Here is a 25,970-nt window from a genome sequence, read left to right as displayed (position 1 = left end):
AATCACGCCGTTGGCCAGCGTTTCGTCGGTGCCCGCCATGGTCGCCTTGTGGCCGTCGCCATCAGTCAGGACGATCTTGTCGCCTTCGCGGCTCGCGGTCAGCGTGCCGCCGCCCATCGTCGCCAGCACGGCCTTGCCCTTGCCGTCGTCGATCGCCTTGCCAATGTCCGCCGCCAAAACCGTGCCCGGCAGGATGTGATAGGTCATCACGCGGGTCAGTTCGTTGCGGGATTCGGGCTTGAGCCAGCTATCGAACTCGCCCTCGGGCAGCTTGGCGAAGGCGGCGTCGTCGGGGACGATGACGGTATAGGGGCCTGGCCCGGCGAGGGTGGCGTCGAGGCCGGCCGCCTTGGCCGCCTTGAAGAAGCTGCCGTTCTGGTCGAGCCCGGCGGCGATGGTCTTGTCGCCGGCCTGCTTGACCGCTTCGACCCCCTTGGACGCTTCGTCCTTTTGGGCCTGGCTCTGGCCGTTGCAGCCCGCCAGGACCAGCACGGCACCGGCCAGGGCGAGCGAATATGCGCTCTTGTTCATGTCAAAAATCTCCTTTGTGACCTGCCGGCCTAGATGATGGCGTAAGCGATGTTGCGCACCAGCTGGGTGCCCGGATCGACCGCGTAGATGTAGCCATTGTCATAGCGGTACCAGACGTCCGGCGTATCGTAATAGGTCGACCGGTACGCCATCGGCACATTGTAGGCGCTATAGCCAGTCGGCAGCGGCTGACCGACGCTGACACCGCCGGTCAGCAGCGACACCACCGCCGAGATCAGCGCGGTGTCGCGGTCGACCCGGTAAATCGCGCCCGGAGCGTAGCGGTAATAATAATCGTCGTCGTCGACGTAATAGCTCCGGTAGGCATAGGGCACATTATAATAGCTGTAGCTGGCAGGCATGATCTGCCCGATGCCATAGCCATAGTCGTAGGTCGGGATGACATCCTCGACCATGCCGGTCATGCAGTCCGTCTCATACACATAGCCGTAGCCATATTGGTGGCAGTCATACGGCGAATTCGGGTAGAAGGCGTTGTAGTAGGACGGCTGATAATAGGGGTTGATGTAGCTCGCCTGAAGCGGCTGCCCCAGTAGCGCCGCGCCGAACAGCGGGATCAGTCCGTCGATCAGGTCGCGGTCGCGGTCGACCCGGTAGAGGTAGCCGCCACCGTAGCGATAATAATAGTCGTCATTGTCATAATAGAGGCCGCCGAACGACCTCGGTAGCGGCTCCAGCGCGCCATAACGCGCCGCCGCGAGCAGCGGCTGGCCGATGTATTTCGCCGCCTGGCCTGGGGGCATGCAGCCATTGCCCTTCTTGGCGAGGCCCGGCGGACAGCCGCCGACGCCATAGCCGAGGCGGCGGCCGAATAGCTCGTCGCGGTCGACATCGCGGTAGCGCACGACACCGCCGTCGACGTCGCGCACCTTGAAGATCTTGTTGCCGGAAACGTCGGCAAAGTCGCGGCCATGCTTGCCGCCATTGTCGAAGCGGGCCTCGCGGACATCATTGTCGCCGCGATTCTCGAACCGGACGCGGCCGTTGCCCTGATTCCCCTGGTGATTGTCACCTTGGCGGTTTTCGTAGCGAGCCTGGCGATTGCCCTGGTTGCCCTGATGCTTGTCGCCCTGGCGGTTCTCGGAATAGCCACGATCTTTGCCTTGGCCGTGGCCACGGCCATTGTCCTCCTGGACGTAGCGCATCTGCTGCTGGCCCTGGTTGCCGCCATGGTCCTTGCCGCTTCGATATTCGCGGTTCCCGCCGCCGCCACCACCGCCATAGCTGTACTGGCGGTCGCCGCCGCCGCCGTGGGACTTGCCTTCCCGCTGGCCACCGCCGCCACCGTCACCGCGGTCATTCTGGCCCTGTTGGCCACCCTGGCCCTTCCCGCCGTGCCCGCCCTTGTCAGCGCTGGCGGGCGAGGCGATTGCCAGCGCGGCCGCGCCGGCGGCAAGCATCCATTTCATCATGGAATCTCTCCTTCTTGAGCCTTCAAACGGCCAAAAAAGCAGCTCGTTCCTTCGTTTAACCGACGTTCGGACTCTCACCTAGCCTTGGTCGTCGACCCAATCCTGGCGCAGCCGCCGGACCGCCAGCAACATCAGCAGGGCCGCAACCAGATAGAAACCGACCACGCTGACGGCTGCATAACGCAACGCTTCGCTACCGTAACGGTCCTTGAACAGTTCCGAAAGGGCTCCGATCAGGGTCGGTCCGACGCCCAGCCCGATGAGATTGTTGATGAGGAGGAAGCTGGCCGACGCGGTCGAGCGCATCGGCCGCGCCACCAGATGCTGGACGGCGGTGGTGACTGGGCCGAGCCAGAGGATATTGAGCGCATTGGGCACCAGCAGAAGCGGCCAGGCCAGCCACGGGTCGGGCGTCATCAGGCCGATGGCGAACATCGGCGCGGTAATCAGCCAGGCGATTGCCGGCAGCCTGGCGTACCAGCGCTTGTCGGCTTGCCCCAGCCGGTCGGCCAGCCAGCCGCCCATGAACACGCCCGTGGTTCCGCCGACCAGGAACACCGAGGCGAGGAAATGGCCGCGCTCGATCAGGCTGAAGCCGAAACTGCGCTCGAGCACCGAGGGCACCCAGGCGGCGAGGCCGTAACCAGCCAGCGAGCTGCACGAGGCGGCGAACGCCATCAGCCAGAAAGTCGGCTTGCGGGCGAGGATCGGAAACGTTCGGGCCAGCGGTTCGCGAATCTCCTGAGCCCCCGCCGGGCGGGGCAGGTCGCGCACCACGAGCAGCATGACCGGCGCCAGCAACACGCCGGCAATGCCCATGGTAAGGAAGGCGGCGCGCCAGTTGATCCAGGATGCGAGATAGGCGCCGATCAGCGTCCCTCCGGCCAGGCCGAGCGGGATGCCGAGCGAGAAGATCGCCAGCGCCCGCGCCCGCCGCTGCGGCGGGAAGTAATCGGCGATCAGCGCATAGGAAGGCGCCACCCCGCCGGCTTCGCCGACCCCGACGCCGAGGCGGTAGAGGAACAATTGTCCGAAGCTGGCGGCGGTGCCGCAGAGGGCGGTAAAGCCACTCCACACGGCCAGCGACCCGGCGATCACCCAGCTCCGTCTTGTCCTATCGGCAATCAGCGCCAGCGGCACGCCCAGCACCGAATAGAGAATGGCGAAGGCGAGGCCGGTGATCAGCCCGAACTCGGTATCGGTCAGCTTCAAATCGGCGATGATCGAGCCGGCAAGGATGTTGAGGATCGTCCGGTCGAGGAAATTGAAGATGTAGGCGAGCAACAGCAGGGCCAGCACAATATTGGCCCTCGCTGGTGGGGCCGCGCCCTGCTGGTCAGTCATGCCCCACCCTCTCGATCTGGTCAGGGCACCGTTCGCAGGAACTGCTGGACCGCGTCAACCGCTTCTGGCTCGGTCAGCATCGGCGCATGGCCGATGCCCGGCACATCGACCCGCCGCATCTTGGGCGCCATGCGCTGCATCTTGCTGGCGATGTCGGCGGTGATGAGGTCGGACATGCCGCCTCGAACCAGCAATGTCGGCCGCTTCCGCGCCAGCCGCCGGAACAGGAGACCGGTCAGCCATAGTGCCAGCTTGGGCACCGGCTTGCTGATGACGCCCTTGATCGCCGGGTCGTAATCCAGTTCCGGCCCATTCTCTCCCTGGCGGAAGGTGCGCTGGGCGAAGCGGTGCCAATCCTCGTCGCCATAATGGGCGAAGGCGACGGCATTGGTCTTGCGGACATAGCCGGCGGCGTCGCTCCAGTCGCCAATCGTCACCGGCTGGCCGGCATAGGTGAGGATTCTCGCAATTCCTTCCGGCGCAATCATCGGGCCGGTGTCGTTGAGGATGGCGGCGGCGACCGCCTTGGGCTTTACCGCCATCATCATCATGGTGATGATCCCGCCCATCGACGTGCCGATGAACACGGCTCGATCGATGCCCAGCGCCTTCATCATCTCGACCACGTCGCGGGCGTAGATTTTCGGCTGGTAATGGTCGGGATTGGGATCGCGATCCGACTGGCCCCGCCCGCGCACATCGGCGGCGATTACCCGCCGTCCCCAGCCGGCAATGACCGGAGCGATGTCCTCGAAATCCTTCGAATTGCGGGTCAGCCCGTGCAGGCAGATGACCGGCAGGCCCTGCTCGCCGCCGGGCGGCGAATAGGTGCGCGCGTAAAGGCTAAGGCCATCACGCGACGTCCAGCGATATTCCTGGAAGGGGATGGGGTTGGCCATGGCCGTGCGGGGCGGGCGCCGGGCCCCCGCCCGACGTCCGCCCCCATCCCCGCTCAGTAACGTGCCGTGAAGCGCAGCGTGAAGGTGCGCGGCGCCCCGTAGTAAACGGTCCGGATGCTGCCGACCGACGAGAACTCCTGGGCATCGGTCTTGTAGGCGCGCTTGCTCAGGTTGTTGCCATAAAGCCCTAGCGCGAAATGCTTGTCTTCGGTTTCATAGACGATCCGGGCATCGTGGACCCAGTAGCCGTCCTGGAACAGGCCTTCGACTTCGATGTCGGTATTGGTGAGGGTATTATCCACAGCCAAGGCTGTCCGCGACTTGTAACGAGTCTGGGCGCCGACGGTAATGCTGCCCGACCCGCCGAGGTCGAACCCATATTGACTGCCCAGGCGCAAGGTCCACTTGGGCGCGAACGCCGGCGTCTGGAACGCGCGGCTGCCGCCGAAGTTGGTGAACCGGGCATCGTCGAATTCCTTATATTCGGCATCGAGATAGCCCAGCTGTCCGTCGATCAACAGCCGGTCGATCGGAGTCCATGCCGCTTCGAGTTCGGCGCCGCGAATCCTGAGCTTGCCGGCGTTCAGCACCGACAGCTTGGGCTGGGGCAGGCCGGTGACCGGGTCATCGTCCAGGCCGGAAACGCGGGCCTGGAAATCCTTGTAGCTGCCGGTGAAGATGGCACCATTGAGCCGCAGCTGGCTGGCCACGGTGGTCTTGAAGCCGGCTTCATAGGACCAGACGGTTTCGGGGTCATATTCGGTCGATTCCGATACCGAATTGGCGCGGCCGTTGAACCCGCCCGACTTGAAGCCCTTGGCGGCGCGCAGATAGACCATGGTCGACGGATTGACCTGCCAGTCGACGCTGGCCATCGGCGACCAGTCCGACCATTTCCCCTTGGGCGGGCCGAAGGCATAGGTCGCATTGAACGCCGGCAGCAACGAGAAGAAGGTGCTGGTGGTGCGGAAATAATCCTTGGTTTCCTTCGTATAGCGAAGGCCCGCCGACAGCCGCACGTTCGGCACAATTTCGTAGCTGGCGTTGCCGTAGGCGGCATAGCTCTTGGTATTGAGCTGGTCGTCGACGGTACGGAGAAAGCCGCTGTTGAAGAAGGCCGGGCCGAGGAGGTCGTCGGCATAGGCCTCCTGGTGCGATTTCATGTCCTCGTTGAGATAGTAGAGGCCGAATACCGCGTTGAGCTTGTCGCCGGTGTAAGTTGCCTGGAATTCCTGGCTGAACTGCTTCTGGTTCACCCCGACGAACACGTCGCCAACCTCATATTGGGTGGCGTCGATGTCGACAAAGTCGTCGGTATTCAGCCGGCGGTAGGCGGTAATCGACTTGAGGGTCAGCTTGTCGGTAACGTCGAGCGCTGCGGTACCCGCGAAGCCATAATGCTTGAGCTCGGTCGAATTGGGCAGGCCCGGCGTGGTGCGGCCCTTCCAGTGATATTTGCCCGACCCGACCGGGTCGGTGACAACCAGCACGCCGCCGGAGAAAGTGGTCAGATTATTGACCGGACGGCCGACGTTGAGCGCCGCATCGTCATGGCTGTAGTCGGCGGTCAGGTCGACGCGAAAGGCGGATGACGGCGTAAAGGCAAAGGCCGCGCGGGCGCCGATGCTGTCCTTGTCAGTATATTCGCGATCGTCGGCCGAATCCTCGACATAGCCGTCGCGCTTGGAGCGCATGACCGCAATGCCGGCGGCGAATTTATCGGTGAATGGCCCGGACAGCGCACCCTTGAATTCCAGCTGGTCGTAGGAGCCGTAGGCGACGCTGCCGGTGGCGCGCAGTTCCTGGCCCGGCTTGCGCGAGACGAATTTGATCGCGCCGCCGATCGTGTTCTTGCCATAGAGCGTGCCTTGCGGGCCGCGCAGCACTTCGATCCGCTCGACGTCGAGCAGGTCGAGCTGGTTGCCGCGGATGCGGGATAGATAGACATCGTCGACATAGACGCCGACCGCGGGATCGAAGGTCTGCAGCGCGTCCGGCTGGCCGATGCCGCGGATGAAGATGTTGGTGGCGTTGGACGAGCCGCGGCCCTGGACGATGTTGAGGTTGGGAACCGCGCCCTGCAGGCCGGTCGTATCGGTCGCCTGGATCCGGTCGAGGCTCTTCTCCGAAAAGGCCGAAATTGCCCCCGGGACCCGTTGCACATTTTCCTCGGTGCGGCGGGCGGTCACGACAATCGTTTCATCGTCCGCCGATGCGGCCGGGCTGGCGGCCGGGGCGGCCTGCTTCTCCTGGACCGGCTGTTTCTGAGCCAACGCGCTATTCGGCAGCGAGACGGTTGCGACTCCCGCCAGCAGCATGGCGCGAATCGCGGTTGTGGTGCGATATGACATTGATTCCCCTCCGTTTTGTAGCCCGCCGGGTGCCCCGATCTGATGGCCTTGGTGCGACCATAATGAAAGTTGAACCGGGTTTCAACTTATGTGATAAACTCGTTCTTATGGGGGGAAGTGTGGACAAGCGCGGCCTCGCGGCGGTAGCGGATGGTTCCGTGGTGCGGACAATCTCTCAGGCCAGCAAGGGCAAGGCGCCTCGCACCGCGCGCGGCGAGAAGACGCTGCGCAAGATTCTCGACGCTGCCCTGCTCGAATTCGGCCAGCGCGGTTTCCACGACAGCTCGATCGTCGGCATTACCGGCCGGGCCAAGGTCGCGCTTGGCACCTTCTACACCTACTTCGACAGCAAGGAGGCGGTGTTCGCCGCGCTGGTCCGCGACATGTCGCGCCAGGTCCGCGACCATGTCGCTCCCGACATCGAGGGAGCGCCCGACGAGATTGACCGCGAACGGCGCGCGCTGGCGTCCTACCTTAGGTTCGTGTTCGACCATAAAGAGGTCTACCGGATCATCGACGAAGCCGAGTTCGTCGATCCCGCCGGCTTCCGCACCCATTATGAAACGGCCGCCGCCCGCATCGCCACCAGGCTTGAGGAGGCGGTGGCCAAGGGCCAGATGCGCGACGACGGACCGCTGGCGACCGAGGTCCGCGCCTGGGCGATCATGGGCATGAACGTGTTCCTGGGGCTGCGCTTTGGCGTTTGGGGTCGGCAGGACCCGGAATTGGTCGCCGCGCATGGCAATGAAATGCTGCGCCGGGGTCTCGAACGCTAGGCCAGCCGCCGGGCCGCACCAACCAGTGCGGCAACATCCTCTTCGTCATGGTAAAGCGCGAAGCCGATCCGCAGTACATCGCCGCGCACGTCGGTGACGATTTGCTGCGCGTTCAAATCGGCGCACCAGCGCTGCGCGCGCGGATCGCGGAACGCCAGGAAGCGGGCATGCGGCCCGCCGTCGAGCGGGTTCAGCTGCTCGGCCTCGCCCAATGGGCTGCCGGCGATGCCGTCCAGAAATTGCGCCTGGAGCTTGGCAACCCGCGCCGCTACCCGGGCGGTGGTAATGCCATTCTCCCGGAGCATCCGCTGGATGGCGGTGAAGCGATACAATGCCGACGGATCGAAGGTCGCGCCCATGAAGCGCATCGCGTCCCTGGTATAGCCGACGCTGCTGCCCGGCGGCGCGGTCAGTTCGCCAAACTCGGCGAACCAGCCGGTGATCGGCGGGCGCTCGCCGAACCCGGGCGGGCAATGCATGAACCCCATGCCTTCGCCGGCCATGGCATATTTATAGCCACCGCCCAGCACGAAGGCACGAGACGCAATCTGCAGGTTGATCGGCGCCTCGATCGCCATGAAAGCATGGTAGCTGTCGATCACTATCCAAGGTCCCTCGGGGCGGGCCAACGACGCCAGCTCGGCAACCCGGTCGAACAGCCGGCCGTTGTTGAACAAGACCTGGCTAACCAGGATCAGCTCGTGCCCGCCGCTTTCGGCCGCCGCCAGGAACCGCTCTGAGAAATCATCGAACGGCTCGGCCGGGACCCGGGTCAGCTCGATTTCGCCGGTCTCGGCCCAGCGTGCGAACTGGCGCCGCGCGCTATGGAATTCACCGTCGCTGGTCAGCACCCTGAGCGCGCTGCCCTGTCGCGGACAGGCCGCGACCAGACGGATCAGGAAATCATGCGTGTTGGAGGCAAAGACGATCGCGGAAGCATCGCCACTGCCCAGCTCGCCCGCCACCTGGCCCTGCGCCTCGGGCCAGATGTGGTCCATCACCTTGTCCCACTTATGGTCGGCGCGGGCCGCGGCGTCTTCCCAGCATTCGACCTGGCCCTCGAAGCTGGCATCGGGCCATAAATGGTGGCTGTGCGCGGCAAAATGCAGCCGCTCCGGCGCGGCACCCAGGCTCTTGGTGAACAGCGGCTTGAAACTCAAAGCCCCAAACCCCTCACAACTCTGTCCTAAGCGCCCACAGTTCCGGGAATACCCGCTTCTCCAGCGTCGCGCGAAGGTAGGGCGCTCCGGCCGATCCGCCGGTCCCCGGCTTGTTGCCGATGATCCGCTCGACCGTCAGCACATGCTTGTGCCGCCAGGCGGCCAGCGCATCGTCGATATCGACCAGCTTTTCGGCCAGCTCGTAAAGGTCGAACCAGCGGTCGGCATCGCGGTAGACCTCGAGCCAGGCCGCGGTCAGTGCCGGCAGCGCCCTGTCCTGAAGGTCGAACCCGGCCCGCTCCAGCGCGCCCATCGCCGCCTCGCGGAGACTCGGTTCGGCCAGCGCCCGCTCCAGCCGCGCCCGCTCGTCGCTGCCTTCCGGATAATGATTGACGAAATTGGGTTCCTTGAGGCCGAGCCGGAACTCGATTTCGCGGAACTGCGCAGACTGGAAACCCGACGACGTGCCCAGCACATCCCTGAATTTCAGATAGTCGACCGGCGTCAGGGTCGACAGCACGTCCCACGACAGGGTCATTACTGCCTGGATCCGCTTGATCCGCGCCATTGCCTTGGACGCCTCGCCCAGTCTGCCGGCTTCCAGCAGCGAGATCGCCAGCCTCAGCTCGTGCAACATCTGCTTCATCCACAGCTCTTTGGTCTGGTGGATGACGATAAACAGCATCTCGTCGTGCAGCCCGGAAAGCGGCTGCTGGGCCGACAGCAATGTGTCGAGCTGGAGGTAATCGGCATAGGTCATGCCGGCGGGTGTCGCGGTCATGACCGACCGTTAAGCCGCGACCCTTATTCGAGCAACTATTGCTTGGAACCCGGCAGGCCCGGCTGGCTGATGGTGCCGATATTGCCGAACAGCTCCTGGAAAAAGCTCTTGTCACGACCCAGCGTCGGAGTCTTGTCGCCGGAAGGATCGACCTTGGCGATCGTTTCCTTGCCGGTCCGCTGGACATTGGTGACGTTGCCGGCGCTGTCGAACTGCACGCGGAGCACCGACTGCTGCATCACCTTGGGATCGCGGAACGCCAACTGGGTGGTGTCGCGCGACACATAATACCATTCGTTGGGGTCGAACTGGCCGGTGAAGGTCGGGCGGCCCATCGTCTTCAGCACGGATTCGCGGTTGTCGACCCCGGCCTGGATGCCTTCGGCCAGCGTCGGGTCGATCACGAACCCCTTATGCTCGCGGATCCCGGTGCAGGCACTGAGCGCAATTCCGAGGCCGATAATTGCTGCGACGCTGCGCTTTACCATCTAAACCATCTCCGTTGGATCGCGCTTGTTCACTGGCGCGCCGAGGCTCAATATGCGGTAGGGCAGGGCTCGCGCAAGCCGCTGTCGGCAAAAGGAGAATGGTGATGCGCTCATTGATGGCGATGTTGCGTCCGAAAGGGGCCGACGCCGGAGCGCTTTACCATGCCATTGTCGCCGAGGCCCGCCGCCCGGCCTGGTACCGGGAAGGCGCGGTCGAGGATTCGATGGATGGCCGATTTGCGGTCCTTTCGACGCTGGCCGCGCTGGCTATCCTGCGCCTCGAGGACGGCGACGAGGAAGCGGTGCGCCATTCGGTCGCGCTGACCGAAAGCTTCATCGCCGACATGGACGCCCAGATGCGCGAGGAAGGGTTCGGCGACCCGTCGCTCGGCAAGCAGGTCCGCCTGCTGGTCGGGGCGCTGGCGACTCGGGTCGACTGGTGGCGGCGGACGCGCAGTGGCGAGATGGACTGGGCCGACGCGGTCCGCTTCAGCATCTACCGCGACGATCCGCCGCTGGCCGAGGCAGCGACGACCTTTTCCAGCGAGGCACTGCGCCGGTTCAACGAGGGCCTCAGCGGGTTCGATGACCGCGACGTGATCGAGGGCCGGGTCAATTGAGCGATTTCGACCAGCGCCTGCCGCTCGACCAGATCCGCGACGGCGACCGGCTCGACCTTAGCGCCAACGAGGCCGAGTGCGCGGCCATCGCCGGCCGCCTCGGCCTGCTCTGCCTCGACCGGCTCGAAGCCCACGCGGTGCTCGCTCGCGACGGAGAAAAGATTCGCGCCACCGGCCGGATCAAGGCGTCGCTCGACCAAAGCTGCGTCGCGACGGGCGAGCCGGTTCCAGGCCTGGTCGACGAGGCGTTCGACATTTCGTTCGTGCCCGAGCCGCGGGCCGGCAAGGCCGACGATGAGGTTGAGCTCGGCGCGGACGAGCTCGACACCATGTTCCACGACGGCTCGGCGATCGAGCTAGGTAGTGCCATCGTCGATTCGCTGGCGCTTGCGCTCGATCCCTATCCGCGCAGCGCCGGGGCCGACGCCGCCTTGAAGGAAGCCGGTGTGCTGAGTGAGCAAGAGGCCGGGCCGTTCGCGGCGCTGGCCGCGCTCAAGGAAAAGCTAGGGGGCAACGGACCCTAGAACGGCACGTCGTCATCCAGGTCGGTGTCGAACGACGCTGGCTGCGGGCGCTGCTGCGACTTGGACCCGCTGCCGAAGGCCGATCCGCCACCGCCGAAATCATCGTCGCCTTGGCTGCTGCTGCCACCGCCGCCGTAGCCGCCGCCCGAACCCTCACGGCTGTCGAGCAGCACCAGCTCGCCGCGGAACCGCTGCAAGACGATTTCGGTCGTGTAGCGGTCGTTGCCCGACTGGTCGGTCCATTTGCGGGTCTGGATCTGGCCTTCCAAATAGACTTTGCTGCCCTTCTTCAAATAGCTCTTGGCGACCCGGCCGAGGTTCTCGTTGAAGATCACCACATTGTGCCACTCGGTCCGCTCCTGGCGGTTGCCGTCGCGGTCCTTCCAGCTCTCCGACGTGGCGACCCGCATGTTGACCACTTCGCCGCCATTGTTGAGCGAGCGGGCCTCCGGATCGGCGCCCAGATTGCCGACCAAAATCACCTTGTTCACGCCCGCCATGTCGCTCTCCTCATTCGCTTATTGAGGATAGCGTTAGGACGCGTTCCGGCGGGTAGCAAGCGGCTGCCCGACACGTTTTTTCATTGAATTCAGGCGGCGGCCGTCGTCGCTGCCCGACGCCGGTTCCAGGCGAAGCCGGCGAGCAGGATCAGCAGCGTGATGAGCTGCGCCGCGACGACCTGGACGGTCGGGAACAGCCCCAGCATTGTGATGCGCGGCACTTCGTTCAGCGGCGATACGCCGATCAGTCCGGCTTCCTGCAGCGCGGCAATGCCCTTGCCGGCCAGCACCACCGCGAGCACCGCCACCAGCGCGGAGCTGAAGGCGAAGAATTTGGCGATCGGCAATCGCTGGCTGAACCTGAGCATGGCGACGGCAATCGCCGCCAGCACCGCCGCCCCGAACAGCGCGCCGCCGACCAGCGCGCCGATATTCCCTTCCGCGGCCAGTGCCACGTAGAACAGGATCGTCTCGAAGATTTCGCGATAGACGGCGATGAACGAGAGCAGGAACAGGAACCACGCCGAGCCGCTGGTCACCGCGCCGCTCAGCTTCTCGCGGATATAGCGTTGCCATTCATTGGCCTGGGCCTTGCCGTGCATCCAGATGCCGACAAACAGCAGCACCACCGCCGCCAGCACCGAGCCGAGCCCCTCGGTCAGCTCGCGCGTCGCCCCGCTGACGGTGATCAATTCGGTCGCCGCCCACCAGGTCAGGACCCCGGCGGCCAGTGCGCCGACCCAGCCATAGTGAACCGGGCGGGTCATTTCGGCGCGATCGCCCTTCCGCAGGAAGGCCAGCATGGCGATCACGATCAGCAGCGCCTCGAGGCCTTCGCGCAGCAGGATCGTCGCGGCGCCGACAAAGGTTGACGCGGCACTGCCCCGGTCGGGCGACAGCGCCGTCTCGACCTCGCCGAATTTCGCATCGAGCGCACTCACCCGCTCGGCGACCGCGTCAGCGCTTTCGCCACGATCAATCGCGGCGCGAAGCTCGCCCATGCCGCGTTCGACGTCCGCCATCAGCGCGCCGTTGCGGACACTGAGCGCTGCCTCGACCGGCTCGAACCCGTCGAGATAGGCCGACAGTGCCAGCGATTTCGCGCGGGCGCGGTCGCCGGCCTGATAGGCAATCAGGCTTTCCTGCAGGCGCTGCTTGGCCAGCGCCAGGGTCGAATTGGACGAGATCACTGCTTGTGGCTGCGAGCGCAAATAGGCCAGCACAGCCGTTGCCCGCTCCGCGCCGATATCGCGGGCCAGCGCCGCCTCGGTCAGCCCGCTCAGCGTCTTCAGGTCCGGGACGCGCTGGCGAAGATTCGCGTCACTTTCCCACACTGCCTTGCCTTGCTCGATCAATTTGTCGGGATAGGCGAAGCGGCTGGCATAATAAGCCAGCGCCCACCGGTCGTCGGGCGACAAGCTGTCAAAGCTGGCCATGGCCGTCCCCTCGAGGCCCTGGCTGATGACCTGGTAGAGGGCGAAGGGGCTGCGCTGGTCGGCGCGCGCCTTGTCGCTGAAGGCGACGGGCGGCGGGTCGAGCTGCTTGGCCTGGGGCGTATCGGCGGCTCCGGTCAGGCCATGGCAGCTGGAGCAATTCTCCCGGAACAATTCGCCCCCGCGCTTGAGGTCGGGCGCCCGCGCCGGCGCCAGCGGCACCGGATATGCCGCCAGCAATGCCTGGCCCAGCGATCTGGCAATACCGGCTACCTCGGCGGGCGGCGCCTTGCGGTCGATCGCGGCCTGGAGACGGTCGGCATCGGAATTGAGCGCGGCCTTTTGCGGCTTGTCCGGCAGGGCGGCGATGGTCTTCGCGGCCGTCGCCGAAAATTCCTTCATCTCGGCATATTCTGGGGCGCTGACGATCTGGCCGCGATCGGAAACGGCGCCCGAATAATCGACTGCGAGATAGTCGAGTAGCCGCCAGCACGTCTGGACATCGGCCTGCTGGGCGAGTGCCGGCGTCCATGCCATGGCAAGGGCCGCAATTATCAAGAACCGGATCTGTCCGGCCACCGTCCTGAACGCTGTCATGGCAGCGGGATATGATAGATGCGACTGATTATCAATAACGATTACGGATTAGCGCGCCGGGTAGCGGAGCCGTCCCAGAAAGCGCGTCAGGCTCGGCCGGTAGAGGTCGTTGCCGCGCCACGCTGCCTTCCATTTTTCGAACCGCATCACCCCGGCCAGCCGCCGGTCGAGGAAGGCCCCACTCTCCATCCAGCCCTCGCTCTGGTCGTCGAGCCAGGCGAGCAGGGTCGAGCCATAGACGCCCGACAGGATCAGCCGCTTCGAATAATGGTTGTAATCGGTCGCCGTGTCGCCGGCGACGCGCCACATCAGATCGGCGCTGCGCCAGCCGATTTTGGCGGCCAGCGCCAGATTCTGCGGCATGGCAAGGATCGACAGGCCGGTCCGCACCGCCTCGCGCGCCGGGGCCATCGTCTCCAGCCGGAACCAGGCCTGGGCGCGAATCCGGTCGCGGACTTTCATCGCCGCAATCCGCTCGGGCGTGAAATGCGCCGCCATCGCCGCATCAACGCCCTGGAAATAGGCGTCGACCATCTCGGCCGGTTGCTTGGGAAAGGCCAGCCGCGCCTGCGCCGGATCGATGCCCAGTTGGTCGGCAGCGCTGTCGACAGCCTTATGGGTCCAGCCGTCGAACGCGGCATTCTCGCCAACCGTCAGCGCCAGCTTGAGACGTATCGCTTCCAAGGGAGTCGCCATGGTGCGCCTAACTGGGCGCAACCTCGGGCTCATGCAAGCGTGCGGCGCCGCGCTCTCTCATCCGCACCAGGATCAGCGCCACGACGATCATCACCGCGCCGGTCCAGTCGCGGCCGGTGAAGGCTTCGCCATAGTAAATCCAGCCGAGCAGCGACGACAGCGCCGGCTGGGTCAGCATCGCCACCCCGACTACCAGCGGCGGGACATGGCCGAGCGCATAGACCAGCAGCCCCTGGCCGATCACCTGGCTGCACAAGGCCAGCGCGAACAGGCCGGTCCAGTCGGCCGGAATGACCTGCTCGCCCGCCGCCAGCGCGGCCGGCAGCAGGAACAGCGACCCGAACAGGCTAGCGAGGAACAGCAAGGGCAGCGGTTCGAGCTTGCCCCGCGTGCGTTCAACCAGGATCAAATAGCCGGTGTAGAGCAGGCCGGCCAAGGCGGCGAGCAGGTCGCCCTTGAGATGCGCTGCCGACAATTCGGCGCTGCCCCACATCAGCAGCCCGCATCCCGCCGCCGCCAGCGACAGCGCCATTGCCTGCAACGTCGACGGCCATTTGCGCGCCAGCCACAGGCCCCAGGCGGCGAAGAAGAAGCTCGAAACATTGCCGAACAGGGTCGCATTGCCGAGCTTGGTCAGCAGGATCCCGGCGTGCCAGCTGGCGAGGTCAGCGGCGAAGAAAAAGCCCGCCACCGCGATCGCTATGGTCAGCTTCCGGCGCGGCAGATGCACCGGCTGACGAAAGATCCAGGCGATCGCGAACAGGAAGGGCAGCGCCAGCGCCAGCCGCCAGAAGCCGGCGGCGACCGGCCCGACCCCGCTGTGGCGCACCAGGAACGGACCGCCGGCAAGCGCGAGGTTGCCGATCAGCAGGGCGGCGAAGGCCAGGGGTTCGGACTTGCGCTGGGTCACTCATCCGCTCCTAGGGTGATTGCGGCCAGGACGGAAGCGGCAAGCGCGCTTTCGGGCATAAGCTGGATTTATGGGATGGTAGCCAAGTTCCCCAATTGAATGCGTTTCGCCCCATCCATATTTTCACAGGCAAGTCGCAGGGGAAGGCGCGATGCCGTGGAAAGGATCTAGATGTCCAGTCTGTTCACCCCGCTCCAGCTTGGTGCGATCATACTTCCCAACCGTATCTTGATGGCTCCGTTGACCCGTGCCCGCGCTGGGCGCGAAGGCGTGCCGAACGATTTGATGGCCCGTTACTATGCCCAGCGCGCCGGCGCCGGCCTGATCATTTCCGAGGCTACCGGCATTAGCCGCGAAGGCCTTGGCTGGCCCGATGCGCCCGGCCTATGGAACCGCGACCAGGTCGACGGCTGGAAGAAGGTTGCCGCCGCCGTCCACAAGGAAGGCGGGCGGATCGTCGCCCAGCTGTGGCACATGGGCCGGGTGGTCCATTCCGATCTCGGCGGAGGCCAGCCGGTTTCGGCCTCGGCCACCACTGCGCCCGATTTCGCCCATACTTATGAGGGCAAGAAGCCCTATGAGCAGGCGCGGGCCCTGACCCAAGCCGATATCGACCGCATCCTCGACGATTATGCGACGGCTGCCCGCAACGCGATCGAAGCCGGCTTCGACGGCGTCCAGATCCATGGCGCCAATGGCTATCTGGTCGACCAGTTCCTGCGCGATTCCGCCAACTTCCGCGACGATGACTATGGCGGATCGATCGCCAACCGGCTGCGCTTCGTCCGCCGGGTGCTGGAAGCCGTCGGCGGCGCGATCGGCATGGACCGGGTCGGCATCCGCTTTTCGCCCAACATCCTCGTCCAGGGTGTCGAGGATTCGGAACCGGTCGCGCTTTACACCGAGCTCGCCAGGCTGCTCGAGGAATTGCAGGTGCCGTGGATCGAGCTTCGCGAGCCCTACAAGCCCACCTCGTCAGGTTCGATCCCGACCGCACCGGTCAGCCCGGCGATGCGGCCTCATTATTCGGGCAAGATCGTCATCAACAGCGACCATGACTGGGCCGATGCGCGCGTGCGGATCCAGGCCGGCACCGCCGACGCGGTCAGCATCGGCCGGCTGTTCATTGCCAATCCCGACCTGGTTACGCGGATCGCGCTCGATGCACCGCTCAATACTGGCGACCAGAAATCCTTCTACTTCGGCGGAGCAGAAGGTTATGTCGACTATCCGTTCCTGACCGAACGGGTCGCCGCCTGACCGGGAGCGAGGTGCGGCGGGCGGCTAGCTGAAGCGTTCGCGCAACGCCATCAGTGCCAAAGCGGCTTCGGCGCCGCCGCCGCCCTTGTTGGCCTGGTTGGGATCGGCGCGAACGATCGCCTGCGCCTCATTCTCGACGGTCAAAATGCCGTTGCCCACGGCAATTCCGTCCATGGTCAGCGCCAACAGGCCGCGCGCGCTCTCCCCGGCGACGATCTCGAAATGATAGGTCTCGCCGCGGATCACCACGCCCAGCGCAACGAAGGCGTCATACTTCTCGCTCTCCGCGGCCAGCGCGATCGCTCCGGGCAGCTCCAGCGCGCCCGGCACCATGATCGTCTCGTGCGTATGACCCGCCGCCTCGATCGCGCCGCGCGCGCCGGCGAGCAGCATGTCATTCAAATGGGCGTAGAAGCGCGCCTCGGCGATCAGCACATGCGCCATTTCAGCAGTCTCCGCCGGCGATACAGCGTTCCTCGACGATCGCCAGCCCATAGGCGCTGAGGCCGACCGGCGCATGGCGCGTGTTCGACAGCAGGATCATGTCGTGAATGCCGAGCGCGGCCAGGATCTGCGCGCCGATGCCATAGGCCCTCAACGCCTGCCCGCCTTCGGCCGGGCGGCCCTCGCGCAAATTGGTGGCGATGCTGAGTGATCCTGGCGCCGCGGCGTGCAGCGCGACGACCACGCCGGCGCCTTCCTGTTCGATCATCGCCATCGCCCCGTGCAGCAGCCCGGCGCGTTGCGACGGCTCGCCCAGCACATCGGCGAACAGGTCGATCGAATGCATCCGGACCAAAGTCGGCGTGCCCGGCTCGATCCCGCCATGGACCAGCGCCAGCTGCTCCTCGCCGCTGGCCTTGTCGCGGAACACCTGCGCGGTCCAGCTCGCCCCGCCGGCCGAGGTGAAACGGGTCTCGGCGACCCGCTCGACCATATGGTCCTTCTTCAGCCGGTAGGCGATCAAATCGCGGATCGTGCCGATCTTGAGGCCATGGATCTTGGCGAATTCCATCAGATCGTCGAGCCGGGCCATGGTCCCGTCCTCGCGCATGATCTCGCAGATCACGCCGCTCGGGTTGAGCCCAGCGAGCCTAGCGACATCGACCGCGGCCTCGGTATGCCCCGCGCGCACCAGTACACCGCCCGGCCGCGCCACCAGCGGGAAGACATGGCCTGGCGAAACGATTGCGTCCGGGCCGTTGGCGGCGTCGATCGCCACGGCAATCGTCCGCGCCCGGTCGGCGGCGCTGATCCCGGTGGTCACTCCGTCGCGCGCCTCGATCGACACGGTGAAGGCGGTCTCCATCTTGGTGCCGTTGACCCGCGCCATCGGCGCCAGGCCAAGCTGGTCGACCCGCTCCTTGCCGAGCGCCAGGCAGATCAGGCCGCGGCCGTGCCGGGCCATGAAGTTGATCGCGTCGGGGGTCGCCATTTGCGCCGGGATGACCAGGTCGCCCTCATTTTCCCGGTCGTCGTCGTCGACCAGGATGAACATGCGGCCGTTGCGCGCTTCGTCGATGATCGCCTCGGCCCCGACCAGCACGTCCTGGACGCCGCCGTCGAGCAGCTTTTCGAGCCTTACCAGCGTGTCGGCAGTAGGGTTCCAGTCGGTCGAGCCGAGCTTGCGAAGCGAATTGGGGTGGAGGCCGGCGGCGCGCGCCAGCCCGCTGCGGCTGGCCTCGCCGGAGTCGACCAGGGCGGTCAGCTTGTCGATCAGGGTAGTGGACATGGCGCCGCCGCTATCACACGGAAATGTGATAATCTAGACGAAATCAATCATCGATTGTTCAAAAATCACATTATGCGCTGGTCGTTGCCGCCTCGAACACCGCCAGCTGCGCCTCAAACGCCCGCTTGAACGCAGGCCGTGCCTCGCCCCGCGAAATATATGCGGCGAGATTGGGGAGCTCCCCGGCGATGGCCCTCCCGCCGGGCCGCCGCAGCACATTGATCATCAACAGGTCGCCGGCGCTGAACGCACCGTCCAGCCATTCGGCATCCCCGAGCCGCGCTGACAGCTGCCTCAACCGGTCGCGGATGCGGCCGTCGATCAGCGGCTTGCGTTCGGCGCTCCAGCTCTTGTCGCCTTCCAGGAATTTCGCGACCTCATTCTCGACGATCACCGGTTCGACCGTGCACTTGGCGGCGAACATCCAGCATATCGCCCGGGCCCGCGCATCGGGGTCCTGCGGCAACAACCCCGCATGCCGCTCGGCGATGTGCAGGATGATCGCGCCGGATTCGAACATGGCGAGATCGCCATCCTCATAGGTTGGAATCTGCCCGAACGGCTGCAGCGCGAGGTGTGCCGGCTGCTTCATCTCGGCCCATGGCACGAGCCGGACATCATAAGGCTGGCCAACTTCCTCGAACGCCCAGCGCACCGGGAAATCCCGCGCCAGCCCGCGTCCGCCGTCGGGCGATTTCTCAAAGGCGGTGATCGTCGGGGTCATGCGAAGCTCACGCTAGGCCGGGCTCGGCACATGGATGGTCTGCTCCTGCTGCATCTCAGCGACCATCTGGTCGCGGATGAGATATTTCTGGACCTTGCCGGTCACCGTCATCGGGAAGGAATCGACGAAGCGGACGTATCGCGGGATTTTGTAATGGGCGATCTGGTCCTTGCAGAATCCGCGCAGCTCCTCCTCTGTCATTTGCTCGCCGGACTCCAGCCGGATCCAGGCGCACACTTCCTCGCCATATTTCTCATGCGGAAGACCGACCACAGCGACATCCTCGATCTTGGGATGTTCGAGCAGATATTCCTCGATCTCGCGCGGGTAGATGTTCTCGCCGCCGCGGATGATCATGTCCTTGATCCGACCGACGATCGCGCCAAAGCCCTGCTCGTCGAACGTCGCCAGGTCGCCGCTGTGCATATAGCCGTCGGCGTCGATCGCCTCGGCGGTCTTTTGCGGGTTGTCCCAATAACCGATCATCACCGAATAGCCCTTGGTGCAAAGCTCGCCCGGCGTTCCGATGGGCACGACATTGCCACTTTCGTCGACCAGCTTGCACTCGAGATGCGGCTGGACGCGGCCGACCGTCTCGACGCGCTTCTCCAGCGGATCGTCTGCGTCGGTCTGGAAGCTGATCGGGCTGGTTTCTGTCATGCCATAGCCGATCGTGACGTCGCGCATGTGCATCCGCTCGATCACTTCGCGCATCACCGGTTCGGGGCAGCAGGCGCCGGCCATGATCCCGGTGCGGAGCGAGGAGAGATCATATTTGTCGAAGTCGGGCTCCGACAGTTCGGCGATGAACATGGTCGGGACGCCATAAAGCGCGGTGCAGCGTTCCTGCTCGATCGCCTTCAGCACCGCTTCCGGCTCGAAGCCGTCGTCCGGGAAGACCATCGCCGCGCCATGGGTGAGGCAGGCGAGGACCCCCATCACCATCCCGAAGCAGTGATAGAGCGGCACCGGGATGCACAGCCGGTCGTCGGCGGTGAAATCCTGCGCCGCGCCGACGAAATAGCCGTTGTTGAGGATATTGTGGTGCGACAGGGTCGCGCCCTTGGGCATGCCGGTGGTGCCGCTGGTGAACTGGATGTTGATCGCATCATAGGCGCTTAGGGTCTGCGCCCGGCGGGCCAGCTCGTCGCCGCTCACGGCGCGCGCCGCCAGCTCGTCGAAATTGATCCAGCCCGGGCGCGGCGCGCTGCCCAGCTTGATGGCCATTTCCAGCGTCGGCAGCTTGGCCGACTTCAATTGCCCGGGCTCCGAGCTGGCAAGCTCCGGTGCCAACTCCTCGACCATGGCAAGATAGTCGCTGCTCTTGAACCGCTCGGCCGCGACCAGCGCGCGAACGCCGACTTTGTTGAACGTATATTCGGCCTCGCGCGGCCGGTAGGCGGGATTGATCGTCACCAGGATCAGGCCGGCGCGGGCGGCGGCGAACTGGGTCAGCACCCATTCGGCGCAATTGGGCGACCAGATGCCGATGCGGTCGCCAGTCTGGAGCCCCAGCGCGATCAGATTGCTCGCCAGCCGGTCGCTCTGTTCCAGCAATTGTGCCCAGGTCAGGCGCACATCCTGGTGGACCGAGACCAGCGCTTCCCTGTCGCCCCATTGCGCGGCGGCATTGACCAGCGCCTGGCCGATGGTGTGCTCAACCAGCGGAGCGCCGGGCAATCCCTTGAAATGACTCAGCATATTCGCCTCCGTCGAGGTCTCAGGATGCCCTCACGCCGACGGAAATGCCAGCGACTATGCGTTGAATTCTAATGTCCACAATGGGTGGAAAGCGGACATTCTCAAAATCCCTCTCCCCGGCCGGGGAGAGGGATTTCATCGTTCGACCCAGCAGCAATTGGCGGCGGTCGAAAGTGGTCAACGTCTGCTAAAGCCGCGCTTTTTCAGTGATAATGTTGTACTGCGTCGCTGGCCCGTTTGCCGGCGATTTGCCATTACGCCCATTGAGCACGGGCTTTAGCCCGTATTGAATTACGTCGACCTCGCAAATATATGTCACGTGCGGACCGGGCCCCTCTGGCGGGTGCCACCAGGCACTCGTGATGTCGGACCGCATCGGATGATCCGGTGCGTTCGGCGGGCGGTCCCCACCCCCTCCACAATCAGCTTCCGGGTCTCCGATCGAACTTCGGTTTGAACAAAGAGGAGATGACAGATGCATCCGCGTTTGTACCGGCTGATCGAAAAGCACCAGCGAATCGACCGGCTGTTGGAATTGGAGCAGCGCCGACCCGGACGGGACCCGTTCCGGGTAATGCGGCTCAAGAAGCTGAAGCTAAGGGTCAAGGACCTCATCAATCGCTTCACCTTCCGATCGGCCAGGAGGGTTCGCCATGCAATGCCCTAACTGCAGCTCAACGCTGACCATGGCCGAGCGCCAGGGAATCGAGATCGATTATTGCCCGAACTGCCGCGGCGTGTGGCTGGACCGGGGCGAGCTGGATAAGATCATCGAGCCCAGCCCCGGCCAGCAGGCGGCCGCCCAGCCGTCAAGCCAGCACGCGCCGCCACAACAACAATGGGCCAGTCATGATGATCGGTACAGTCAACCGCATGCCCACGGGCGACACAAGCGGCGCAAAAGCTTCCTCGAGGAGCTGTTCGACTGACTGACAAGCGCGGCCGCCGGCGATTCTGGCGGTCGCCATCTTCCTCACACCCATCCGGGCCCCTCTGGCGGCCGCGACAGCGGACGTGATGTCGGACGGGAGCGCTCTCTATCCAGAGCGCCAATGCAAAGGGACAAGTGATGGATTTCTTGTTCTTGGACTGGCTCGGCAAGCCGCTGTGGATGTGGCTTGGATTCTTTGGGATCGTTGCCGCCCTGCTCGTGCTCGACCTCGGGGTACTGCATCGCAAGCAGCGAGAGATCGGGGCGCGCGAAAGCTTGCTGATGTCGGCCTTTTACATCGCTCTCGGTCTCGCCTTCGGCGGTTGGGTCTGGTGGTACATGGGCCCCACGGCGGGCATGAACTATGTCACCGGCTTCGTGATCGAGAAGAGCCTGGCGATGGACAATGTGTTCGTCATCGCCATGATCTTCACCTACTTCGCCGTTCCCCGCGAGTATCAGCACCGCGTACTGTTCTGGGGTATTCTCGGCGTCATAGTATTGCGTGCGCTCATGATCGCGCTCGGCGCGACCATCGTCAGCCAGTTCGGCTGGGTGCTCTACGTCTTCGCCGCATTCCTGATCGCCACCGGTATTAAGATGTGGGTCTTTGCGGACCGGGAATATGACGTGGCCGGCAACCCGGTGCTTCGCTTGGTCCGGCGGCACTTCAATGTCACCGAGCAGCTTCACGGAAACCGCTTCTGGTTGCGGCAGAGAGTGGAAGGGGATGGGCGAGCCCGCTGGTTCATAACGCCGCTGTTCCTTTCTCTGGCGATGGTGGAGGTCTTCGACGTGGTGTTTGCGGTCGATTCGGTCCCGGCAATCTTCGCCATCACCACCGACCCGTTCATCGTCTATACGTCGAACATCTTCGCCATCCTTGGCCTACGCGCCCTCTATTTCGCGCTGGCCGCGATGGTGCACCGCTTCCATTATCTCAAATATGCGCTGGCGGTATTGCTGGTGTTCATCGGCTCGAAGATCTTCGTTGCCGACGCGCTCGGCCTGGCCAAGATCCCGCCGGCCATTTCGCTGTCGATCACGTTCGCTATTCTCGCAGCTGGTGTCGGCTATTCCTTGTGGAAGACGGGCGGTCGTCCAAAGTCGGACTGGCCGGTTGCTGCGCGGAATTGAAAGCCAGACCAATGTTGGACCGGGGAGCTTCAGCCCCGGTCCAGCTTGGCAGCAGCGGCCTATCGCGCCCGGGCCGACAAGCGAGTACCTTTAGCGCATGCGTGTTGGGGACGAGCGATTATTAGAAAGCGTCGGGCTGAGCCCGATCGCCACGGTCATCAGCAATCCGCGCCGGGCCGACAACCCCCTTGAGGTGGCCAATCCTGTCTTTTGCGAACTGACCGGCTATGCTGAAAGCGAGATCATCGGCCGCAACTGCCGCTTTCTCGCCGGCGAACTCACGGAGCCGTGGATAACTGACCGCATTTGCGCCGCGATCGGCTCCCGCCGGCCCGTGCTGGTCGACATCTTGAACTACCGCAGCGACGGCAGTCCGTTCCGCAATGCGGTCCTGGTCACCCCTTTGTTCGACGAGGAAGGCGACCTGGCCTGGTTCCTTGGCTCGCAGGTCGACCTCGGCACCGACGCCCCAGCCAGCTTCGACGCCCGCCGCGCCCGCGCCGTGTCGTCGGTCAAGGGGCTGCCGGACCGCCGCCGCCGGGTGCTAGAGCACATGGCCCGTGGGCTGCTCAACAAGCAGATCGCCTGGGAGCTCAAGATCAGCGAGAAGACGGTCAAGATGCACCGCGCGTTGCTTCTAGAGCAGCTCGGCGTCGCCACCTCGGCTGACGCCATCCGCATCGCGGTCGAGGCGGGCCTGTAGATGCAGCCCAAAGGCCGTATGGTGACCGCCAGCCCAGGCTCCTAAATCCTGCCGCAACTTCCAATAGGGAAGATGAGACAGGAGTTTATCCAATGATCGACACCTCCAAAATGCTGGCCGCCGCCGCCGCCGCGGCGCTCGCCATCCTCCCCGCCGCGGCCTCCGCAGGCAGCGGCAACAAAGGCAACATCGTCGCCGCCGCCGTGCAATCGAAAGATCATGAAACGCTGGTCGCCGCGCTGAAAGCCGCCGGACTGGTCGACACGCTCGCGAGCGGCGGACCGTTCACCATCTTCGCCCCGACCGATGCCGCCTTCAGTAAGCTTCCGGCCGGCACCGTCGACACGCTGCTGCAGCCCGCCAATCGTGAAAAGCTGCGCTCCGTGCTGACCTACCATGTGGTGCCTGGAAAAGTGACCGCGGGCCAGCTGGTCAAGCTGATCCAGGACAATGGCGGCAAGGCCAAGCTGACTACCGTCCAGGGCGGAACCCTGACCGCAAGCCTTTCCGGAAGCTCGGTCCTGATCACTGATGCCGCGGGCGGGACGGCTCAGGTCACTGACGTCGACCTCATACAGTCGAATGGGGTCATTCACGTAACGGACGCAGTGTCTCTGCCCATGTGACGGCGTCCTCGCCGGCAGCTTCTCCCCAAACCCAGGAGTTTTCCAATGACTGCTGTCAATAAAATTACCCTGCTGCTGCTGGCCGTCGGCGGCCTCAACTGGGGCCTGGTCGGCCTGCTCAACTTTGATCTGGTTGCCACACTCTTCGGCGAGATGAGCATGCTTAGCCGGCTGGTCTACTCGCTAGTTGGCCTGTCCGCCTTGTGGCAGCTGATCCCGATGTTCGGCGGCGACCGCCGCATGGCCGCCGTTCGCGCGTAATTTAGCGGATGGCTCGACGCTCCCTTGGGGCCGGGAGCGTCGAAGGCAGAGCAGTAGAATGTTCGCAATGCGTAGAAAGCGAACAGTCGGCCGGCGGCAAAAGTCTGGTTTTCGCGTGTAAATCTTCAAGGGTCTAGCAAGGCATCAATGGGTGGAATGCGGCCATCGCGGCCATCGCGGCCATACTGGTGGGGGGCGTTTGTGCTACGCTGTCCTCTTTGGGCCACCTGCTCCTACATGCTGCAAAAGTTGCAAGGCACTGGACAACTTCCGCGAGGACACCGGCTCCGTTGTGATAACCGTAATCCAGTAACGCGTGTGTCCATCCTCATCCCGCACGAACAGTTGCCATGTCTTGTCGTCTCTAAGTTCGGCCGCAGAATCGATCATCATTCTGCCGGCAGCCTCCATGGCCTCGCAGCGCGCCATGGCAAAACTGGCAAGCTCTACGCCAGTATCGTCTCTTAGTGGACTGCCATCATCCGTATCGAAGAAGTATCGGGCCACACCAGCTTCCTCTCCTGTTTCGGCGCAGCACGTCTGTACGTCCTAGCACGATTACCGATTGCCGGATTGACGCGTAACGGCTCGGCACGGCGATCGAATACAGCCGCGCGGAATGCGAAGAACTACGGTATTTGAGCCAGCTTGACGTTGCATTTGCCTCCCTGGCTCATTTGAGGCCCGTAAGGGCGGAGTGCGGACATTCTCGAGCACGGGCTTAATTCGGGAACGACCAATCATTTTTATCGTTTGGCAGAGGTGAAACGGACGTTAAAACTATTGACCCTTGGTGCGATTGGGCTGGCTGCCACCGGCCTAGCGGCATGCTCGACCCTTGTTTCCCGGCACCCAGTCGGGAACCGTTCCGTTCCTCAGCCCAGTAAGTCAGTCGATCTGCAGAGATATCTCGGCCGCTGGTACGAAATTGCCCGTTACGAACAAAGTTTCCAGAAAGGGTGCGAAGGAGTCACCGCGGATTATTCGCTCCGGGCGGATGGCAACATCGACGTGCTCAACCGGTGCCGGAAGCCCGGCGGCAAGTCGAGCGAGGCGCGCGGCCGTGCCAAAGTGGTTGACGGCCAAACCAAGGCCAAGCTGAAAGTCAGCTTCTTCGGTCCCTTCTACGGAGATTATTGGGTACTCGATCATGCCGACAACTACCGTTGGTCCATCGTGGGCGAGCCGTCCGGGCGCTACCTGTGGCTCTTGCACCGCGAAGCCAATCCGGCCGAGGCGGAGGTCCAAAACTTGATCGGTCGTGCGAAGTGCCTCGGTTACGACACGTCGATGCTTCTTCGTACTAAGCAACCCTGAGGCAGCGTCTATTGAAGCCACCAGTGCGCAAACGTATGCAGTGGCTAATGGCCGGAATGGGTCGAAAGCGGTCATTAGCCCAGCCGCCCGTTTTCCATTTGCATCCTTACTGCTTTGGTGTATTAACTATGCAATACGCCTAATGGAGAACCAAATGAACCGTCGCTTCGTCACCGCCGCCGCCATCGCCTTGCTGGCCGGCGCCTGCCATGTCGGATCCAGGGCCGAGCAACGCGAAGCCGGGCCGCAGGTCGACCGCAGCTACCAGGTCGGCGCGTTCGACCGGCTGGAAGTGGCCGGTTCCTATGAGGTCAATGTCGTCAGCGGCGGAGCGCCGGGCGTGACCGCCAGGGGCGGCGCCAATTTGCTCGACGAGACCGAGGTGGTGGTCGAGAACAATGTGCTCAAGATCCGCCCGAAGAAGCGCGGCGGCATCCATTTCGGCTGGCACGACGGCAAGGCGGTGTTCACCGTCAACGCCGCGGCGCTGCATGGCGCGGCCATCGCCGGGTCGGGCGGGGTCAATGTCGACAAG

General features: G+C 64.3%; 28 protein-coding genes. 12 read left to right on the top strand and 16 right to left on the bottom strand.

Annotated elements, in window-relative coordinates; genetic code table 11:
• The 5 genes from Q0C64_RS05465 to Q0C64_RS05445 all read right to left on the bottom strand — a co-directional run.
• Positions 1 to 531: fasciclin domain-containing protein (locus Q0C64_RS05465; RefSeq protein ID WP_294121373.1), on the bottom strand; the 531-nt coding region annotated here is incomplete at its 3' end.
• 29 nt (positions 532 to 560) lie between these two features.
• Complete coding sequence (locus Q0C64_RS05460; RefSeq protein WP_294121372.1) at positions 561 to 1,964, bottom strand: hypothetical protein; 1,404 nt, start codon at positions 1,962 to 1,964, stop codon at positions 561 to 563.
• A 78-nt stretch (positions 1,965 to 2,042) separates the two neighbouring features.
• The gene (locus Q0C64_RS05455) at positions 2,043 to 3,308 is read right to left on the bottom strand and encodes an MFS transporter (protein ID WP_294121371.1); all 1,266 of its coding nucleotides are present in this window, start codon (positions 3,306 to 3,308) and stop codon (positions 2,043 to 2,045) included.
• Between the two features lie 20 nt (positions 3,309 to 3,328).
• Positions 3,329 to 4,207 (bottom strand): alpha/beta hydrolase, encoded by an 879-nt coding sequence (locus Q0C64_RS05450; protein ID WP_294121369.1) that lies wholly within the window; start codon positions 4,205 to 4,207, stop codon positions 3,329 to 3,331.
• A gap of 53 nt (positions 4,208 to 4,260) precedes the next feature.
• The gene (locus Q0C64_RS05445; protein WP_294121367.1) at positions 4,261 to 6,558 is read right to left on the bottom strand and encodes a TonB-dependent receptor; all 2,298 of its coding nucleotides are present in this window, start codon (positions 6,556 to 6,558) and stop codon (positions 4,261 to 4,263) included.
• Positions 6,559 to 6,716: 158 nt separating this feature from the next.
• On the opposite strand from Q0C64_RS05445, the gene Q0C64_RS05440 reads away from it, so the two are divergent.
• The gene (locus Q0C64_RS05440; protein WP_294121379.1) at positions 6,717 to 7,334 is read left to right on the top strand and encodes a TetR/AcrR family transcriptional regulator; all 618 of its coding nucleotides are present in this window, start codon (positions 6,717 to 6,719) and stop codon (positions 7,332 to 7,334) included.
• Here the strand turns inward: Q0C64_RS05440 and Q0C64_RS05435 are convergent.
• The 3 genes from Q0C64_RS05435 to bamE are packed head-to-tail and all read right to left on the bottom strand — an operon-like array spanning position 7,331 to position 9,763.
• Entirely contained in the window at positions 7,331 to 8,494 is a 1,164-nt protein-coding gene (locus tag Q0C64_RS05435) for an aminotransferase class V-fold PLP-dependent enzyme (RefSeq protein WP_294121365.1), read from the bottom strand. The genes Q0C64_RS05440 and Q0C64_RS05435 overlap by 4 nt on opposite strands.
• A gap of 13 nt (positions 8,495 to 8,507) precedes the next feature.
• Positions 8,508 to 9,275 (bottom strand): tryptophan 2,3-dioxygenase family protein, encoded by a 768-nt coding sequence (locus tag Q0C64_RS05430; protein WP_294121363.1) that lies wholly within the window; start codon positions 9,273 to 9,275, stop codon positions 8,508 to 8,510.
• A 35-nt stretch (positions 9,276 to 9,310) separates the two neighbouring features.
• Complete coding sequence (gene bamE / locus Q0C64_RS05425; protein ID WP_294121361.1) at positions 9,311 to 9,763, bottom strand: outer membrane protein assembly factor BamE; 453 nt, start codon at positions 9,761 to 9,763, stop codon at positions 9,311 to 9,313.
• A 104-nt stretch (positions 9,764 to 9,867) separates the two neighbouring features.
• Between bamE and Q0C64_RS05420 the strand changes: the two genes are divergently transcribed.
• Entirely contained in the window at positions 9,868 to 10,383 is a 516-nt protein-coding gene (locus tag Q0C64_RS05420) for a ubiquinol-cytochrome C chaperone family protein (RefSeq protein WP_294121359.1), read from the top strand.
• Positions 10,380 to 10,907: a DUF177 domain-containing protein gene (locus Q0C64_RS05415; RefSeq protein WP_294121358.1), complete on the top strand. Its 528-nt coding sequence runs from the start codon at positions 10,380 to 10,382 to the stop codon at positions 10,905 to 10,907. Before Q0C64_RS05420 ends, Q0C64_RS05415 begins: the two co-directional genes overlap by 4 nt.
• Here Q0C64_RS05415 and ssb read toward each other — a convergent pair.
• The 4 genes from ssb to Q0C64_RS05395 form a co-directional block, all read right to left on the bottom strand.
• A complete protein-coding gene (gene ssb, locus Q0C64_RS05410) occupies positions 10,904 to 11,407 on the bottom strand; it encodes a single-stranded DNA-binding protein (RefSeq protein ID WP_294121356.1) in 504 nt (167 codons plus the stop codon). The two genes, Q0C64_RS05415 and ssb, sit on opposite strands and share 4 nt — an antisense overlap.
• Positions 11,408 to 11,496: 89 nt before the next feature.
• A complete protein-coding gene (locus Q0C64_RS05405; protein ID WP_294121354.1) occupies positions 11,497 to 13,377 on the bottom strand; it encodes a cytochrome c/FTR1 family iron permease in 1,881 nt (626 codons plus the stop codon).
• A 108-nt stretch (positions 13,378 to 13,485) separates the two neighbouring features.
• Positions 13,486 to 14,133 carry a COQ9 family protein gene (locus Q0C64_RS05400; RefSeq protein ID WP_294121353.1) on the bottom strand — a complete coding sequence of 216 codons (648 nt, stop codon included), beginning with the start codon at positions 14,131 to 14,133 and terminating at the stop codon, positions 13,486 to 13,488.
• A gap of 7 nt (positions 14,134 to 14,140) precedes the next feature.
• Complete coding sequence (locus Q0C64_RS05395; RefSeq protein WP_294121351.1) at positions 14,141 to 15,043, bottom strand: DMT family transporter; 903 nt, start codon at positions 15,041 to 15,043, stop codon at positions 14,141 to 14,143.
• A gap of 171 nt (positions 15,044 to 15,214) precedes the next feature.
• On the opposite strand from Q0C64_RS05395, the gene Q0C64_RS05390 reads away from it, so the two are divergent.
• Entirely contained in the window at positions 15,215 to 16,303 is a 1,089-nt protein-coding gene (locus tag Q0C64_RS05390; RefSeq protein WP_294121350.1) for an alkene reductase, read from the top strand.
• Between the two features lie 24 nt (positions 16,304 to 16,327).
• Here the strand turns inward: Q0C64_RS05390 and ribH are convergent, their stop codons facing one another.
• The 4 genes from ribH to Q0C64_RS05370 form a co-directional block, all read right to left on the bottom strand.
• Positions 16,328 to 16,747 carry a 6,7-dimethyl-8-ribityllumazine synthase gene (gene ribH, locus Q0C64_RS05385; RefSeq protein ID WP_294121348.1) on the bottom strand — a complete coding sequence of 140 codons (420 nt, stop codon included), beginning with the start codon at positions 16,745 to 16,747 and terminating at the stop codon, positions 16,328 to 16,330.
• 1 nt (position 16,748) lies between these two features.
• A complete protein-coding gene (ribB, locus tag Q0C64_RS05380) occupies positions 16,749 to 18,035 on the bottom strand; it encodes a 3,4-dihydroxy-2-butanone-4-phosphate synthase (protein ID WP_294121346.1) in 1,287 nt (428 codons plus the stop codon).
• A gap of 70 nt (positions 18,036 to 18,105) precedes the next feature.
• Positions 18,106 to 18,759: a glutathione S-transferase family protein gene (locus Q0C64_RS05375; protein WP_294121344.1), complete on the bottom strand. Its 654-nt coding sequence runs from the start codon at positions 18,757 to 18,759 to the stop codon at positions 18,106 to 18,108.
• Positions 18,760 to 18,771: 12 nt separating this feature from the next.
• Positions 18,772 to 20,460, bottom strand: a complete 1,689-nt coding sequence (locus Q0C64_RS05370; RefSeq protein WP_294121342.1) for an AMP-binding protein — start codon at positions 20,458 to 20,460, stop codon at positions 18,772 to 18,774.
• Between the two features lie 475 nt (positions 20,461 to 20,935).
• Here Q0C64_RS05370 and Q0C64_RS05365 point away from each other — a divergent pair, with 475 nt between their 5' ends.
• The 8 genes from Q0C64_RS05365 to Q0C64_RS05330 form a co-directional block, all read left to right on the top strand.
• Entirely contained in the window at positions 20,936 to 21,127 is a 192-nt protein-coding gene (locus tag Q0C64_RS05365) for a YdcH family protein (RefSeq protein ID WP_294121340.1), read from the top strand.
• A 19-nt stretch (positions 21,128 to 21,146) separates the two neighbouring features.
• Positions 21,147 to 21,389: a zf-TFIIB domain-containing protein gene (locus Q0C64_RS05360; RefSeq protein WP_366004342.1), complete on the top strand. Its 243-nt coding sequence runs from the start codon at positions 21,147 to 21,149 to the stop codon at positions 21,387 to 21,389.
• Positions 21,390 to 21,529: 140 nt separating this feature from the next.
• Complete coding sequence (locus tag Q0C64_RS05355) at positions 21,530 to 22,528, top strand: TerC family protein (protein ID WP_294121337.1); 999 nt, start codon at positions 21,530 to 21,532, stop codon at positions 22,526 to 22,528.
• 97 nt (positions 22,529 to 22,625) lie between these two features.
• The gene (locus Q0C64_RS05350; protein WP_294121336.1) at positions 22,626 to 23,231 is read left to right on the top strand and encodes a PAS domain-containing protein; all 606 of its coding nucleotides are present in this window, start codon (positions 22,626 to 22,628) and stop codon (positions 23,229 to 23,231) included.
• Positions 23,232 to 23,323: 92 nt separating this feature from the next.
• On the top strand, positions 23,324 to 23,857 hold the full coding sequence (locus Q0C64_RS05345; protein ID WP_294121335.1) for a fasciclin domain-containing protein: 534 nt from the start codon (positions 23,324 to 23,326) through the stop codon (positions 23,855 to 23,857).
• 45 nt (positions 23,858 to 23,902) lie between these two features.
• Positions 23,903 to 24,118 carry a DUF378 domain-containing protein gene (locus Q0C64_RS05340; protein WP_294121334.1) on the top strand — a complete coding sequence of 72 codons (216 nt, stop codon included), beginning with the start codon at positions 23,903 to 23,905 and terminating at the stop codon, positions 24,116 to 24,118.
• A 762-nt stretch (positions 24,119 to 24,880) separates the two neighbouring features.
• A complete protein-coding gene (locus Q0C64_RS05335; RefSeq protein ID WP_294121333.1) occupies positions 24,881 to 25,435 on the top strand; it encodes a lipocalin family protein in 555 nt (184 codons plus the stop codon).
• Positions 25,436 to 25,589: 154 nt separating this feature from the next.
• Positions 25,590 to 25,970: DUF2807 domain-containing protein (locus Q0C64_RS05330; protein ID WP_294121332.1), on the top strand; the 381-nt coding region annotated here is incomplete at its 3' end.

The organism is Sphingomonas sp. (genome assembly GCF_023266535.1).
Classification (GTDB): Bacteria; Pseudomonadota; Alphaproteobacteria; order Sphingomonadales; family Sphingomonadaceae; genus Sphingomicrobium.
The sequence above is the reverse complement of the archived record's forward strand: the minus strand, read 5'-3'. Positions and strand labels throughout refer to the sequence as shown.

What these genes read in the sequence shown, in the direction of transcription:
- ribB (WP_294121346.1), bottom strand. Translation starts at nt 18,035, where the DNA reads ATGTCCACTACCCTGATCGACAAGCTGACCGCCCTGGTCGACTCCGGC.
- Q0C64_RS05455 (WP_294121371.1), bottom strand. Translation starts at nt 3,308, where the DNA reads ATGACTGACCAGCAGGGCGCGGCCCCACCAGCGAGGGCCAATATTGTG.
- Q0C64_RS05370 (WP_294121342.1), bottom strand. Translation starts at nt 20,460, where the DNA reads ATGCTGAGTCATTTCAAGGGATTGCCCGGCGCTCCGCTGGTTGAGCAC.
- ribH (WP_294121348.1), bottom strand. Translation starts at nt 16,747, where the DNA reads ATGGCGCATGTGCTGATCGCCGAGGCGCGCTTCTACGCCCATTTGAAT.
- Q0C64_RS05405 (WP_294121354.1), bottom strand. Translation starts at nt 13,377, where the DNA reads ATGGCATGGACGCCGGCACTCGCCCAGCAGGCCGATGTCCAGACGTGC.
- Q0C64_RS05345 (WP_294121335.1), top strand. Translation starts at nt 23,324, where the DNA reads ATGATCGACACCTCCAAAATGCTGGCCGCCGCCGCCGCCGCGGCGCTC.
- Q0C64_RS05355 (WP_294121337.1), top strand. Translation starts at nt 21,530, where the DNA reads ATGGATTTCTTGTTCTTGGACTGGCTCGGCAAGCCGCTGTGGATGTGG.
- Q0C64_RS05430 (WP_294121363.1), bottom strand. Translation starts at nt 9,275, where the DNA reads ATGACCGCGACACCCGCCGGCATGACCTATGCCGATTACCTCCAGCTC.
- Q0C64_RS05340 (WP_294121334.1), top strand. Translation starts at nt 23,903, where the DNA reads ATGACTGCTGTCAATAAAATTACCCTGCTGCTGCTGGCCGTCGGCGGC.
- Q0C64_RS05400 (WP_294121353.1), bottom strand. Translation starts at nt 14,133, where the DNA reads ATGGCGACTCCCTTGGAAGCGATACGTCTCAAGCTGGCGCTGACGGTT.
- bamE (WP_294121361.1), bottom strand. Translation starts at nt 9,763, where the DNA reads ATGGTAAAGCGCAGCGTCGCAGCAATTATCGGCCTCGGAATTGCGCTC.
- Q0C64_RS05365 (WP_294121340.1), top strand. Translation starts at nt 20,936, where the DNA reads ATGCATCCGCGTTTGTACCGGCTGATCGAAAAGCACCAGCGAATCGAC.
- Q0C64_RS05460 (WP_294121372.1), bottom strand. Translation starts at nt 1,964, where the DNA reads ATGATGAAATGGATGCTTGCCGCCGGCGCGGCCGCGCTGGCAATCGCC.
- Q0C64_RS05420 (WP_294121359.1), top strand. Translation starts at nt 9,868, where the DNA reads ATGCGCTCATTGATGGCGATGTTGCGTCCGAAAGGGGCCGACGCCGGA.
- Q0C64_RS05360 (WP_366004342.1), top strand. Translation starts at nt 21,147, where the DNA reads ATGGCCGAGCGCCAGGGAATCGAGATCGATTATTGCCCGAACTGCCGC.
- Q0C64_RS05390 (WP_294121350.1), top strand. Translation starts at nt 15,215, where the DNA reads ATGTCCAGTCTGTTCACCCCGCTCCAGCTTGGTGCGATCATACTTCCC.
- ssb (WP_294121356.1), bottom strand. Translation starts at nt 11,407, where the DNA reads ATGGCGGGCGTGAACAAGGTGATTTTGGTCGGCAATCTGGGCGCCGAT.
- Q0C64_RS05450 (WP_294121369.1), bottom strand. Translation starts at nt 4,207, where the DNA reads ATGGCCAACCCCATCCCCTTCCAGGAATATCGCTGGACGTCGCGTGAT.
- Q0C64_RS05375 (WP_294121344.1), bottom strand. Translation starts at nt 18,759, where the DNA reads ATGACCCCGACGATCACCGCCTTTGAGAAATCGCCCGACGGCGGACGC.
- Q0C64_RS05350 (WP_294121336.1), top strand. Translation starts at nt 22,626, where the DNA reads ATGCGTGTTGGGGACGAGCGATTATTAGAAAGCGTCGGGCTGAGCCCG.
- Q0C64_RS05445 (WP_294121367.1), bottom strand. Translation starts at nt 6,558, where the DNA reads ATGTCATATCGCACCACAACCGCGATTCGCGCCATGCTGCTGGCGGGA.